The 13,281-nt window shown below is 72.2% G+C and carries 13 protein-coding genes; 11 read left to right on the forward strand and 2 right to left on the reverse strand.

Annotated elements, in window-relative coordinates; translation table 11 throughout:
• From ACFVZH_RS36620 to mobF, 8 genes are all read left to right on the forward strand, one after another.
• The gene (locus ACFVZH_RS36620) at positions 1 to 348 is read left to right on the forward strand and encodes a hypothetical protein (protein ID WP_384904397.1); all 348 of its coding nucleotides are present in this window, start codon (positions 1 to 3) and stop codon (positions 346 to 348) included.
• Positions 345 to 620, forward strand: coding sequence for a hypothetical protein (locus ACFVZH_RS36625; protein ID WP_384904399.1), 276 nt, complete (start codon positions 345 to 347; stop codon positions 618 to 620). Before ACFVZH_RS36620 ends, ACFVZH_RS36625 begins: the two co-directional genes overlap by 4 nt.
• Positions 621 to 623: 3 nt before the next feature.
• Positions 624 to 1,163, forward strand: a complete 540-nt coding sequence (locus ACFVZH_RS36630) for a DUF6919 domain-containing protein (RefSeq protein WP_384904401.1) — start codon at positions 624 to 626, stop codon at positions 1,161 to 1,163.
• A complete protein-coding gene (locus tag ACFVZH_RS36635; RefSeq protein WP_384904403.1) occupies positions 1,160 to 1,453 on the forward strand; it encodes a hypothetical protein in 294 nt (97 codons plus the stop codon). The genes ACFVZH_RS36630 and ACFVZH_RS36635 overlap by 4 nt, the downstream gene beginning before the upstream one ends.
• An 11-nt stretch (positions 1,454 to 1,464) precedes the next feature.
• Positions 1,465 to 1,779 (forward strand): hypothetical protein, encoded by a 315-nt coding sequence (locus ACFVZH_RS36640; protein WP_384904405.1) that lies wholly within the window; start codon positions 1,465 to 1,467, stop codon positions 1,777 to 1,779.
• A 97-nt stretch (positions 1,780 to 1,876) separates the two neighbouring features.
• Positions 1,877 to 2,071, forward strand: a complete 195-nt coding sequence (locus ACFVZH_RS36645; RefSeq protein WP_384904407.1) for a hypothetical protein — start codon at positions 1,877 to 1,879, stop codon at positions 2,069 to 2,071.
• Positions 2,072 to 2,565: 494 nt separating this feature from the next.
• Positions 2,566 to 2,862, forward strand: coding sequence for a hypothetical protein (locus ACFVZH_RS36650; protein ID WP_384904409.1), 297 nt, complete (start codon positions 2,566 to 2,568; stop codon positions 2,860 to 2,862).
• A 566-nt stretch (positions 2,863 to 3,428) separates the two neighbouring features.
• Positions 3,429 to 7,574, forward strand: a complete 4,146-nt coding sequence (gene mobF / locus ACFVZH_RS36655) for a MobF family relaxase (RefSeq protein WP_384904411.1) — start codon at positions 3,429 to 3,431, stop codon at positions 7,572 to 7,574.
• A 460-nt stretch (positions 7,575 to 8,034) separates the two neighbouring features.
• On the opposite strand, the gene ACFVZH_RS36660 is transcribed toward mobF, so the two are convergent.
• Positions 8,035 to 8,793: a hypothetical protein gene (locus ACFVZH_RS36660; RefSeq protein ID WP_384904412.1), complete on the reverse strand. Its 759-nt coding sequence runs from the start codon at positions 8,791 to 8,793 to the stop codon at positions 8,035 to 8,037.
• Here ACFVZH_RS36660 and ACFVZH_RS36665 point away from each other — a divergent pair.
• From ACFVZH_RS36665 to ACFVZH_RS36675, 3 genes are all read left to right on the forward strand, one after another.
• Entirely contained in the window at positions 8,786 to 9,475 is a 690-nt protein-coding gene (locus ACFVZH_RS36665; protein WP_384904414.1) for a recombinase family protein, read from the forward strand. The two genes, ACFVZH_RS36660 and ACFVZH_RS36665, sit on opposite strands and share 8 nt — an antisense overlap.
• Before the next feature lie 366 nt (positions 9,476 to 9,841).
• Complete coding sequence (locus tag ACFVZH_RS36670) at positions 9,842 to 10,462, forward strand: hypothetical protein (RefSeq protein WP_384904416.1); 621 nt, start codon at positions 9,842 to 9,844, stop codon at positions 10,460 to 10,462.
• A 212-nt stretch (positions 10,463 to 10,674) separates the two neighbouring features.
• A complete protein-coding gene (locus tag ACFVZH_RS36675; protein ID WP_384904418.1) occupies positions 10,675 to 10,887 on the forward strand; it encodes a DUF1918 domain-containing protein in 213 nt (70 codons plus the stop codon).
• A 515-nt stretch (positions 10,888 to 11,402) separates the two neighbouring features.
• Here ACFVZH_RS36675 and ACFVZH_RS36680 read toward each other — a convergent pair.
• Complete coding sequence (locus tag ACFVZH_RS36680) at positions 11,403 to 13,175, reverse strand: S8 family serine peptidase (RefSeq protein ID WP_384904420.1); 1,773 nt, start codon at positions 13,173 to 13,175, stop codon at positions 11,403 to 11,405.
• Positions 13,176 to 13,281 lie beyond the last annotated feature (106 nt).

Genomic DNA, 13,281 nt, shown 5'->3' on the forward strand with positions numbered 1-13,281 from the left:
ATGGCCCACCACATCCTCACCAGCCATGGCGCGGACTTCTTCGGCCAGGACCGCCACCCGCTCCCCTTTGTCACCGGCCTCGCCGACTACGTCGCCGGCGTCCTCCCGTACGACGAGAGCGGACCGATCGTCGGGCTCCTGAAGCACGCGGCCACCGAGGGCGGCGAGTTCACCCCCGACCAGGCCACGGCCCTCGGCGACGCGCTCATGAAGGTGGCCCGCCACCGCTTCACCAAGCCGAAGGTCGCGGCCGCCGCCCGGCTCCTGGCCGAGGCCGCCGCCCGCGCGGCCGCCGACGGCGAGATGTGGACCTGGACCCTCACCGACGAGAGCGAGGCCGCCGCATGAGCGCTGCTCAGATCCGGATCACCACCCACGACACCCCCTCCGCCGGCTCCCCCGCGGACACGGTCGTCGTCGACTGCACGAACCCGTCGCTCGACCTTTGCGGCCACCGCCGCGAGATCGACGACCGGGCCAGCGCCGGCCAGAGCTGCATCAACGTCCGTGTCCACGGCCCCGCCGCCGACGTCGCCCAGGCCGTCGCCCGGCTCACCGCCGACCTCACCGCCCTGGACCACTACGTCACCCACCACCGGCACATCCCGCAGGAGGGCTGAGCGATGACGAACCACTGGCGAGGCACCCGCACCATCTCCGACCTCGGCCAGACCATGGCCCTGTGGCTGGAGGGCCGGATCGACTCCTGGCCCGGCTACGACGGCCCCTTCGGCCAGGAGGAGGAGAACGGCGCCCGCCACCTCATCCCCACCCTGGCCACGCTGAACCGGGCCGGGTTCGTCACCACCCACAGCCAGCCCGGCACGGTCGACCAGTACGGCAGGCAGCGCGCCTGCGTCAGCGGCACCGTCCACGACCGCAGCCCGCTCCTCGGGCGCCTGCTCGACCTCCAGCAGCAGGGATTCACCGTGCTCCGAGGCTGGCCCAGGCAGGCCACCGTGATCACGGAGGACGACGGCCGCCCCTTCACCTTCATCGGCGGATTCCACCTCCGCCGCGACGAGACCACCCGCACGTGGCGCGGAATCGGACGGCAGGCGCTGCGCGAGCTGAAGCAGCACGGCGCAGAGATCCACGTCATCGACATGCAGTGGGGCCGAGACAACCGGCTCTGGACCGCACTGACGGGAGTGACCCGATGACCACCTTCACCCAGCTCACCACCGAGTACGCCGCCCGGATCGCCGACCTCATCGGCGCCTCCCGTGACCCGTCGACCGTCACCACCGAGCGCGGCCTCATCGCTCTGGTCCAGGACGCCGCCGGCTCCCTGAACGGCTCCGTCCTGGAGGAGCTCCAGGAGGCGGCCGCCGACCTCGACGCCGCCGCCGACCGCCTCACCGACGCCCTCGCCAGCCGCGGCACCGACCGGGACCTCCACCTCGCCCGCGCCGAGAGCCACATCCGCCTCGCCCTCGACCTCGCCAACTGAAAGGGACCGATATGGGCATCACCGTCAGCCACGGCTCCAACCAGTGGGGCGAGGAACGCCGCTCCGCCCTGTCCATCGCCAACCTCGGCAAGCACCTCGCCCACGTCCTGACCTCCCGTGACTGGGACGTCGTCGCCGGCCTCTTCGACGGCACGTTCCGCGACGAGGAGCACGTCCCGCCGGCCGAGGCCCGGAAGATCGCCGCCGTCCTGTACCGGGCGGCCGACCACCGGCTGATGCCGAGCGACTGGGGATCCGACGCCCGCCTCTTCGCCGACGCCGCCGCCCGCGCCGCCGCCGCCGGCCAGAGCTGGCACTGGAGCTGACCGACGGGGTGGGGCCGCCGCGGTAGCCCGGCCGCGGCGGCCCCGCCCCACCTACTCCAACGCGAACATCAAGAACGATCGCTGAACAGGAGAAACCATGTTCAACGCCGGTGACATCGTCGAGATCATCGCGTGCGAGGACGACCCGAGGGCCGTCGGCAAGACCGGCCGGGTCCTCGACGAGGTCCCCCCGGGCCCACTCACCCAGGGCCGGTGGACGGTCGACCGCATCAGCATCTGGATCGCCCCTGTCCTCGTCCACGCCCACGAGATCCGGAACGTCGAGAAGTGACTGATGGGCAGAGTCGCCGCAGCCCGGCAACGGCGGCCCCGCCCCGCTGCCACCGCTCCCTTTTGGGTGGCCGAGTAGCCGGAGACCGCCCGCACCGCTCGACCGGCAGGAACCACAGACCGGGTGCGGGTGAGGTGCGGCAGGAGAGGTGAGGCCGCGCCCGGCGCCGTCGGGGAGGCCGTCCAGCGGCCGAGTCGGCGGCGACGGTGAACGCGCGGCCTCACCAGCGGAGAGCCGAAGGTGCCGGGCGCGGACGCGCCCGTCCTTTAACCACCCCCCTCCGCAAGCCGCGCGCCGGCCCCGGGCCCACTCCAGCTATCGCACCCGTACGAGACCTCACACCCAGCGCACGAGTACGACCCGTATCACTCATGCGACATGACAGCTGACCCGCACCCGCCCGCTCCTCACGATCCGGCCCCGCCTGTCCGACCCACTGACCAAGATGAAGGCAGAGCCTGCGAGCAGGAGGCCCTGCCCCGTATGAAGGAAGCATGACCATGGACCGCTGTATCGCCGCCCACCCCGAAGACCCCACGCCCTGCGTCGGCCCCCACGACGCGGTCACCGTGGTGGACGCCAATGGCAGCGCCGCCACCGGCTGTGAGTGGCACGGCGCCCGACTCCTGGCCTCCCTGGAGGGCGCCCGGGTCGAACCCGGCAGCGTCGCCGGCGCGGCGACCCGCGTCTACGCCGAGGCCGACGTCACCCGCCCGTTCGCCTGGTACACCAACGCCCCCAGGACCGAACCCGGCATGCGCAGCCACGCGGAGAACCGCGGCGAGCGTTGAGCCAGGCCGCACCCGTGGAGAGACCCCCGGCAGGGTAAGTGCCGGGGGTCTCTTCGTGTCCGGGGGTACGTGGCCGCTCCCGCCGAGGAGCGAGGTCGCGGACGGCCCCGCCGAGGGTCAGAGCGAGCACGGTGGCCGGGGCGGGTGGGGGTGCGGAGTAGCTCCCGTGCGCCGGCCTTTGGCTGTCGGCATCGTTTGGGCACACCTTCTGTGGCCGGGGCCCAAGACCACGAACAGTGATCACCCGTCAGGTGGCCGGCCAACCGGAACCACGGGAGTTCCGGTTGGCCCGCGCCGCGGTTCTCTCGGGGAACACGGGCGCCGTTCCCCGAGAGAACCGCGGCGCCGTTTCCCGAGGGGAACGGCCCTGGTGGCTGCTGACGGTCCGTTCTTCGCCGGTTCCGGATTCCGTCGGTACCGTGGACAGTTCGGCTGCCTGTTCAAGATCAAAGACAGGGGATGTACAAAGGGGGTTACCCTCACGGGTAACCCCGGCCTCGGCCGGAGAACAGCAACTGCACAAGCGCACAAGGCGCGTGGGGAGATCGGGGGCGCCGGTGGCGTGGGTGACGGAGATCGGGGCGGACGAGCAGGTCGACTACCGGCTGCGCAGGCACGCCGGGTGCGGCGTGGTGGAGAGCGCCGGGGCCGTGGTCGAGGCCGAGCAGACCGTCGACCTCGACTCATCGGATCCCACTGTCGGTTACCGTCTGCAATCAGACGGGGTGCTCGTCTGGATGGGCTCGGGGCTGGACGCGGTCGGTCTCGCCGAGGGCCAGGTCCTCGATCACGAGGGCGAGGAGGCGGCCCGCCGTCTGATGAAGGGCTGCCACCCAAAGACCGGGGCCCGCCTCGCGGGGTCGGCCACGTCGGTCCGCGCGCATGAGTCGGCGACGCTCACGGTGGCCCCGCTGGTGAAGGCGATCGAGGCCGCCGCGGCCGAGGCAGGGGTGGAGCCCGAGGCCCTGCTCGACGGCAAGCCGTACCAGCAGAAGAAGCTGGCCCAGCAGCAGCGGATGGTGAACCGGAAGGGCGAGGCCCACCGCCTCCACGTCGGCACGCTCCACAAGCTGGCCCGCGCCGCTGGCCTCGACCTCTCCGACGTCTACACCGAGACCGAACTGACCACCGCGTGGGAGAACAAGGACCTGCGGACCGACTCCCGCGTACGCGGGTGGGACCTGGTCCTGGACCTGCCCAAGTCCGACAGCGTCCTCGCCGGGCTGATGAGCGAGCTGGACGACGCCGAGTACCGGCGCCTGGTGCACCAGGCGAAGGTGGAGACGTTCCGGCAGCTGGAGAGGTGGATCGGCTACGGGGTCGGCAGCCAGGACGGCAAGCCGGTCCGGCTGGCGACCGGGGGACTGGTCGGCTGGTCGGTCGAGCACCGCTCCGCCCGCCCGATGGGCGACGGCGCCCCCGGCGACCCGCACCTGCACCTGCACGTCGTCATCGCCAACATGGCGCGCTGCACGGACGGCAAGTGGCGCTCGATCGCCAACTCCGGCGCCGACCTCTACCGCCACGCCAGCGCGGCCGACGCCTACTTCAAAGCCCGGGTCCGGGCGTTGACGTACGAGCGGTTCGGCGTGCGCCGCACCCAGTCCGCCGCCACCGGCGCGTGGGAGGTCGACGGCGTCCCCGAGCCGGTGCGCGACGTCTTCTCCCGCCGCTCGGCGAAGGTCACCGAGGAGCTCGGCGAGGACGCCACCCGGGAGGACCAGCAGCGCCTGGGCGCGCTGACCCGCCGGGCCAAGCACGCCGCCGACCCGGCCGGGATGCGGACCTCCTGGCGCGAGCGCGCCGAGGCCGCTGGCGTCGACGTGGACGCGATGGTCGCCGCCGCGGCCCCCGGCGGACCGGGCCCGGACGGCGGTGGCGCCGGCCTCGCCGGACCCGGTCGTGGTCCGCGGATTCCGCCGCCCGCCGACCTCGCGGCGATCGTGTTCGATCCGGAGACCGGGGTGACCGCGAACCAGAAGATGTTCACGCGCGCCGAGCTCCTGGTCGCCGTCGCCAACGCCCTGCCGTACGGGATCGGGGCGGAGCCGGCCGCCCTGGAACGCCTCGCCGATGACGTGCTGCGTGTCGAGGGGTACGCGGTGGCGCTGCCGCACATCGGCTCCACCGTCATGAGCAGCACCGACCGGTACACCACCGCCGACGTCCTGGCCGCCGAGGAGACCGTCCGCGAGCAGGCCCTCGCCCGCTTCGGCGACGGCTCCTCCCGCCTCACCACCGCGCAGGCCGAGGCCGCGATCTCGGTGTTCTCGGTGGCGGCCGGGTTCGAGCTGTCCGCCGAGCAACGCCAGGTGGTCGAGCGGCTGCTGACCGCCGGGCACGGGATCGAGGCGGTCATCGGCGTGGCCGGCGCGGGCAAGTCGACGCTGATGGACGCCTGCCGGATCGCGTGGGACGCCACCGGAACCACCTACGCCGGCGCCTGCCTCTCGGCGGTCGGCGCCAAGGGCCTCCAGGACGCCTCCGCGATCCCGTCGCGCACGGTCGCCTCGTGGCTCCAGCAGATCGAGGGCGGCCGGGGCCTGACCGGCATCGACGTCCTGGTGCTCGACGAGGCGGTGATGACGGATGACCGGTCCGCCGCCAGGCTCCTCACCGAGGCCGCCCGCACGGGCACGAAGGTGGTGGCGATCGGCGACCCCAAGCAGCTCCAGGCCGTCGGCGTGGGCGGCTGGTTCCGCGAGGTCCACCGCCTGGTCGACGGCGAGGTCCTCACCGAGAACCGCCGCCAGGAGCACGAGGCCGAACGGGCCGCGCTGGAGGTGTGGCGGACCGGCGACCACCAGCACGCCCTCGAACTCCTCGCCGCCGGCGACCGCGTGCACGCCGTCGCCACGGCCGACGAGGCCCGCTCCGAGATGCTCATGACGTGGGACGAGCTGCGGACCGCGTGGCCCAACGAGCAGGACCTCCTGCAGAACCTGGTCGTCCTAGCCGCCCGCAACATCGACGTCGACGCCCTCAACCTCGGCGCCCAGCAGATCCGGCGGGCCGCCGGCGAACTCGGCACCGAGCACACGTACGCGCTGCCGGGCGGGGGCGAGCTGACCCTCGCCGAGGGCGACGTCGTCCGTGTCCGCGTCAACGACTACCGCTCCCGCCGCGGCGAAGGCCCCGACGTCCTCAACGGCTACCGCGCCGTCGTCACCGCGATCCGCGAAGACCGCCACGTGGAGATCACCTGGCGGACGAAGGAGTCGAACCCAGACGGCACGGTGAAGACGGAGTCGGCGTGGATGAAGCCGGACGACATCGGCGCCGGCGCCCTCTCCCTCGGCTACGCCATGACCGTCGCCGCCTCCCAGGGACTGACCTGCGACACGAGCCTGTTGTACGGGCACGGGGCGAACGCGTTCGCCGCCTACCCGGGCATCACCCGCGCGAGGAAGGCCAACCACATCTGGCTCCCGCTGGACGTGATCGAGGACGAGCGGACCCAGAAGCTGCTGGGCAAGGCCCGCACGGAGACGGAGCAGCTGCACCGCGCGATCAGCGCGTTCGCCCGCTACCTCGGCCAGTCCACCGAGGACGGCATGATCTCCGACGCGCTCCGCCCGGCCCCGGAGCCCGCCACCGTCCCCCGGCAGATCGAGGTCGAGCGCGCCGAGGCCCGCGAGAAGGCCGAGGCAGCCCTCCAACAAGCCCGGCGGGCCGTGTCCGCACGCGCGGCCCGGATGAAGTCCCCATCAACGTCGGCCGAGAACACCCTGCGCCGTCGGGCCGAGGAGGAGGCCGCCCTCACCAACGCCACCCAAAAGGGGCACGCGCCGGTCGGCGAGCTCCAGGACGTCGGGGTCCCGGACTGGAAGACCCGTCCCTACGGGCGCCGGACAGATGCCGAGCTCACCTCGAACATCGGCGGCTTCCTTAAGGAGGCCGTCAGGCACGAGAAGACGGCTGCCGAGGCCCACGAGGCACACCTCGCCCTGGTCGAACGGATGGAGCAGGAGCGGGCCGCCGGAGCGAGCCGCGGCACCCGCTGGGCCACCGAGGCCGGCGCCGTTCTAGACACCGCCGCCGCGCAGCTCGGTACCGCCCTCCAGGAGGCCGACAACGTCCACCGGGCCGAGGGCCAGGCCACGAACGCCCGCGGGATCCTCTCGCACCTCGACAAGCAGCGTGAGGCGTCCTGGCTCTCCCTGCGCCTGGCGGGCAGCAGCAAGAAGGAGGTCAAGCAGCTGCGCGATCGCTACCTCGGGGAGGCCATCGGCGGCGACGACGAGGCGATGCGGGCCCGCCGGGCCGCCGACGACGCCCGCCTCGCCGCGTGGGAGACAGTCAAGGCCAGCCCGTACGCCCAGGAGGTCGGCGCCACGGGGCCCGCGCCGGCCCTGGACGGCCTGGCCCAGAAGCTCGCCGAGATGCGACAGCTGCTGCCGGAGCGGGCTCAGGCCATGGACTCGCGGGACGAGCGGGAGCTCGGTCGGCTCCACGGCGCGGTCCAGGCCGCCACGAAGGAGGCCGCCGACTGGCGCGCGCACGCCGCCCTCGCGGGTGCCGAGCAGCAGCGGCGGCAGCTCCTCGCCGAGCAGTACCCCGACTTCCACAAGGCCGAGCACGCCGCCCGCGGCTTCCACGCCCGCCAGGTCGCCGCACAGCAACGCCGGCAGGCGCCTGCCGCAGCCGCCGCCCCGGCTGTCGCCCAGCACCAGCAACAGCAGCAGCACCGGGGCCCCAGGGCAGGGCGGTGATCAGGCGAGGGTGAGTTTCCGGGGGCCGGCCCCCAGCGCCCGGCGCCCGGCTGCGGCCGCCGGCGCTGGCACGGTTGACGTACGCGAACCAGTAGAGCGGGCCGCCTCCTCGGCAGCCCGCTCGACAGCCGTACGGCCACGGACGGTACGCACCGCCTGGTCGTCGTCAATGGCGGCAGGTCCTTGCCCAAGAGGGCGGCGCATGGTGCTCACCGCCGAAGTCTCGCAGGCCCTCTGACCAGCCATCACAGGTGGCCCTCGACACCACCTCGTCAACGAATTCGTCACCATCGGCGTCCGCCTGTACCTCATCCCGGGCATTCACCCCCGGCTCCGGACGCACGATGCCGCACAGCCTCTACCGTGAAGCCGGGTGAGCCGAGCCGACTGGTCGTTGGCGCGACTTCCTCGTGCCCCGCATCCACCGATGCGGGGCACAGTGCGTTTGAGTCACCGCCGGTCAGCCTCGCGGCAGCGCCTCCCGGTCCGCGCGGCGACGCAGGAACCGTCGTCTGCGGCGCGTGGGTGCAGGAGGCTCAAGGGCGGAGCGCAGGGCTTCGTGGAAGGCGCTCAGGGCCGTCGCGGTTCGGTTGTCGTCGCCGTAGTGCTCCACCGCCGCCTCGTAGACCTGGGCGGCCGCAGGGCCCAGGTCCTCCCGCCGGAGGAGCGGCGTAACCGCCGCCCCCAGCCGGGCTAGAGGCGCCGCAAGCCCTGCGACCGAGACTTGGCTCTCTTGGTCCCAGTCGTGGATAACCCGGGACGCCTCTCCAACGGCAATCAAGAGCGCCGGCGCACCCGCCCGGTCCCCTCCCGCCCGTCCGAAGGCAGCGGACCCGTTCGCGAGAGCCCGGAGGGCTAGCCTTCCGCGCGCCGCCCAGCTTGCCCAGATGTGATCGTGGGTGTCCCCGGCTATCTGGAGCGCAAGCACGGCTTCAACCAGCTCATCTGCCTGAGACTCAAGGACCGCACGGTCCGCAGCGGCATCCTTCCGGGCCTCCGTGCGGCGGTTGCGGCGCTCGGTCTCCCATGAGCCGAGGAACAGGAGGACCACGGTGCTGACGACCGTGATCCCTGTGGTGAGGAGAGCAGTGTCCATGTGCATCGGGACATGATCCGGGACTGTCGGGTTCCCGTACGAATCGCTCTGACCAGTCTCGTTGCATCCATGCCGGTTGGTGTCGACAAACGACCGTCTACCGACACTCACGTCCGTGATCACGAACCCGCAGGTCGGCAGTGTCGACAACTCGCGCTGGAAATCAACGTCGGTGAACGGTCTGTCCGATAGATTCCGGCACATGCTCATCGGCTATGCGCGGGTCTCGACCGCCGACCAAAACCCTGATCATCAGATCGACGCCCTGCTCCGAGTCGGCGTGGATCGCGGCAACATCCACATCGACACAGCGAGCGGCGCGAAGGCATCCCGGCCGAAGCTCGATCTCGTCCTCCAGTTGCTGCGTGAAGGCGACACGCTGAAGGTTACCCGGCTCGACCGGCTCTCCCGCTCGGTGCTGCATCTGGTGACCCTCGGCGCCGAGCTGCGCGAGCGCGGCATCGGGCTGCACATCATCGAGCAGGGCATCGACACCTCCACGATGGAGGGCAGGGCGATGTTCGGGATGCTGTCCGTGCTCGCCGAGCTCCAGCGCGAACTGATCGTGGCGAACACCAACGACGGGCTCGCCTCCGCCCGGGCCCGGGGCAGGGTCGGCGGGCGCCGGCCCAGGCTCACTGCGGATCAGGCCGCGCTCGCCCAACGGCTCTACGACGAGCGGGAGAAGACCGTCCAGCAGATCGCCGACATGTTCGGCGTGCCCCGCTCCACGGTGTACGGCCACCTCGACAAGACCAAGACCGTGCCCCGCCAGCCCAAGAAAACCACCGTCACGAAGCCCTGATCGCCACTTTGCGGCCGGTGTCTGAGCTAGGACACCAGGACCAATACGCCGGGTCGAAGAGAACCGGAGCAGGCAGGTTCGTGGTGTGGCGTGCCGTCCCGTTTCGGGGTGGGCGGGGGAAGCTGTGGCGCAGGGACGTCGGGAGAGGATGGACAGGTGACGGTCGCGTCGGTCGGTACGGGTGCGTGGGTGCGTCGGTTCAGTGGTGGGGACCGGGCGGCGGTCTTGGAGCTGGTTCATGCGGACCTGCTGCCGGGCCGACCGGCCGTTGCCCCGGCCGTGCTCGAGCAGGTTCTGTACGCAGGCGCGGGGCCTGAGGCGGGGGGCTGCGAGGTGCTGGTCTCGGCAGACGGCACGGTCCTGGGCGTGGTGTCCTACGCTGTGCACGCGGGGGACGACACCGGGATGCTGCGGTGGCTGCACTGCGTGGAGGACGAGCAGCATCTCGCCGAGATGCTGATCACGCACACGCTGGCCCGGCTGGGGCGGCGGAGTGTGCACGCCTATTCCGAGCCGACGGTACTGGCGCCCACAGGGCTGCCGGTACGCAACCGTCCGGGAACCTGCCGGGCACTGGAGGCGTGCGGATTCTCCGCCACCGACCACGCGCGCTACCTCCACCACCGCCTGGACACGCTCAGCCCCCGCCTGTACGGGATCGCCGACCTCGTACAGCACCCCGATGGGGGCTGGCAGCTGTACCTGCGCGAGCGGGACGGCACCCGCATCGGCGAAGCCCGCGTCAGCGCCCCGGTGGACGGCGCCGTCGTCCTGGAATGGCTCACCCTGGCCCCGGAGTGCCGGCACCTGAGGCACGCCCCGCTGGGGAAGTGCCTGGTCAACCTCGCAGACCGCGGCATCAACCATGTCACCACCTGCCTGGAAGCCCCCGACGACCGGCCCGACCAGGAGGCCGCCCTTCACCTCCACCAGGCCGCAGGATTCACCGTGGTCGACCAGCTCCACACCTACACCCGCCGCCCCTGACCTCGTACGGCACCGCCCGGGGCACGCGCGCGAGCGGCCCGCGGCCACCAGGGTTGACGGCGGGCAGCCGCCGGTGTTCCTGAAACGACCTTTCGCCTGTATTACAGGCTTGTTCCCGTTCCTGGGTGCGGGTTTGTGACGGCGGACACACACTTGATGCCACCAGGCGTGTCCCGGCCGTCTGGCCGGGACCAACGGAAAGGGATGCCGGGATGCAGGCGAATGTGGGCGATGTGCTGCGCTTCCCCGGCCGCAAGGTCGGCTCCGCCGAGCACCGTGTGGAAGTGGTGGAAGTGCTCGGGCCGGGCGGTGAGCCGCCCTACCGGGTGCGCCACGACGACGGACACGAAAGCGAAGTCTTCCCCGGCCCCGGCTGCACCGTCGATGCTTCCGCACGGCGCACCGCCCCGGAACCGAGAGATTGATAGGCGGCACACTCGACCACGCCTGCCGAGCATCGGCACTTCCTGTTCCCCCGGGTGGAATCGGTGGTGGTGGACCGTGATTGATCACCGGGCGGTGTCGGTTGAACTGACTCCCGACGGCTATGTCGTTTCCTGCCCGGGCGCGGGCGTGGTGGGGCGTGGCCGGACTGAGTCGGATGCGTGGCGGGACTTCTGGGCGGTGGTGCGCGCTGACTGGCAGCCGCCGCGCCCGACGACGGTCGCCGCTCTGGGCGGACGGCTGCCGTCGCGCCGGGGACGGTGGCGGCGTGTCCGCACGATCCGGGTGCGGGACCTGTTCGGCTGACGGGCCCCCGGGACCGGGGCCGAGTCCCTGGCGCGCGCTCGCCACTGGTGCCGGGGACGGAGTGCGGGGGCAGCCCGCGTGTTCCGAGAGTGTTGGGGGTCGCTGGCCGTGATTGGCTGGCACGGGGTCCGTTCCCGGCGCTGCGGCTGTAGTGGGGTGCGCCGGGAACGGAGTCATGGGGTTTCCCCGTCTATGGGGTCAGGGGCGGGTAGGGCTGGCCGGCAGTGGCGTACAGCGGGTGGGCTCCGTGGTCCTGCTGCCAGAGTTCGGGGGCGCCCAGGGCGGTGGGGGCGTCGGCGATTCCCGTGCCCAGGCGCAGGGGGTCGGTGCCGGGCACGGGCCGGCAGGCGCTGCGCAGGAGGGCGAGGAGGCGGTCGGCGCGGGCCGGGGTCTTGGGGATGTTCTGGGTGCGCAGGTGGTCGTGGTGGGCGAGGAGGAGGGCGGCCAGTCCGGTGACGTGGGCGGCGGCGATCGCGGTGCCGTCTACCGGTGTGTAGCCGTCGCCGAGGGCGGTGGTGATGACGGCTGTGCCGGGGGCGACCAAGTCGACACCGGGGCCTGTGGGGGTGAAGGGGGCGGGGTAGAAGCCGGGCCATGGCGGGCGGGTGGCCTCGAGGGGGCTTCCGGCGGGGTAGGCGCCGGTGTGGGCGATCGCCCCGACGCTGAGGACACCGGGCAGGGCGGCGGGGTGGGCGACTGGTCCCGCGGTGTCGCCGGCCGGGGCGATGACAGTGATACCGGCGGCGTGCGCGTCCATGAGCTTCCACGCCACCAGCTGGGACGGAACGCCGTAGGCGAGGCTGATCTGGGCGATGTCGATGTCATGGGCGACGCAGTAGTCGAGGGCCTGCAGGAGATCGCTGACCCGCCCGCCGGGGAACAGCTTCAGCGCGTGCAGCTCGGCCTCCGCAGCGATCCCGGTGATACCGCTGTGGTTGTCCGCCGCCACGATTACACCGGCGCACCAGGTGCCGTGCCCGGTGGAATCCGTCCGCCACTCGCCGTTGGCGCCGGTGAAGTCATGGCCGGCGGTCACCGTGTCTTTGAGGTCGGGGTGGGTGATGTCGGTGCCGGAGTCAATCAGGGCGATCTTGATGCCGTGGCCGCGGTAGGTGGGCGGGATCTGGTGTAGCCGCATGGCCTGCTGTCCCCAGCCGGTGAGCGGCCGGTCCGGGAATCCGTCGAACGTCTGGGCGAGGGAGGTGGCCTCGATGACGGTCTCCCCCTCGGCGGCCAGGTGGGGGTTCTCGATCCGGATCGGCCAGTACCCGCCCGCGGGGCGTACGTACAGGGACCGGATCGTGGCGGGGGTGTCCGCGGGCAGCTCCAGCACGGCCCGGCCCTCACCGCGGGTGACCGCGTGTGCCACCGAGCCGCAACCGGTCGCCCACACGTGTGCCCCCTCGAGAAGATGCCCGTCGCTGCCCTTGACCCGCACCATCACGCGCGCGGGCTCTGCCAGGGCGACCGCCAGGGCCGGATCAGCCACGCCCGCCACGCCGGCGGGCACGGGGGTGTAGGTGAGGGGCTGGTCGAGTTCCACGACGACCTGCGGGTTCGCGGCCAGCGCGCGGGCGCGTTCCCCGGGCATCATCACCACCGCGACCGGCGGACACGCCGGATAAGGTTCCGCGATCGCCCCCAGCCCACGGGAACGCGCCGGACGCACCTGCGCGACCGGCTCCACCTCCGGGTCCTCCTCCAGCAGCATGAACAGCGCCGAGGCATCGACCGGCGGCACTCCGCCCGCCAGCAGCGCAAGCGGCCGGGGCGCGACCAGATACCGGCCCCAGCCCACCCGCACCGGCCGGCCCGCACCCTCCGGCTCGCCTGCGCCCCGGGACCGGCTCCGGCCCGCCCTTTCACCGGTGTCCACCGACGCCTCAGCCGCTTCCTTCCCGGCCTTCGCCGGGCCCGGCTTCGCACCCTTCGCGGTGCCGTTGCCGGCCTGCTGCTCACTCATCACACAACCGCTTCCATCCGCACATCAACTGTTCCGACAGCACAGCCGGGCACCCGTACCCGGTGTCGGTCCGGGCCGGGCGCGGCAGCCCCATAGGAGGCTGCCG

This window comes from Streptomyces sp. NPDC059534 (assembly GCF_042743475.1).
In the GTDB taxonomy this organism is placed as follows: domain Bacteria; phylum Actinomycetota; class Actinomycetes; order Streptomycetales; family Streptomycetaceae; genus Streptomyces.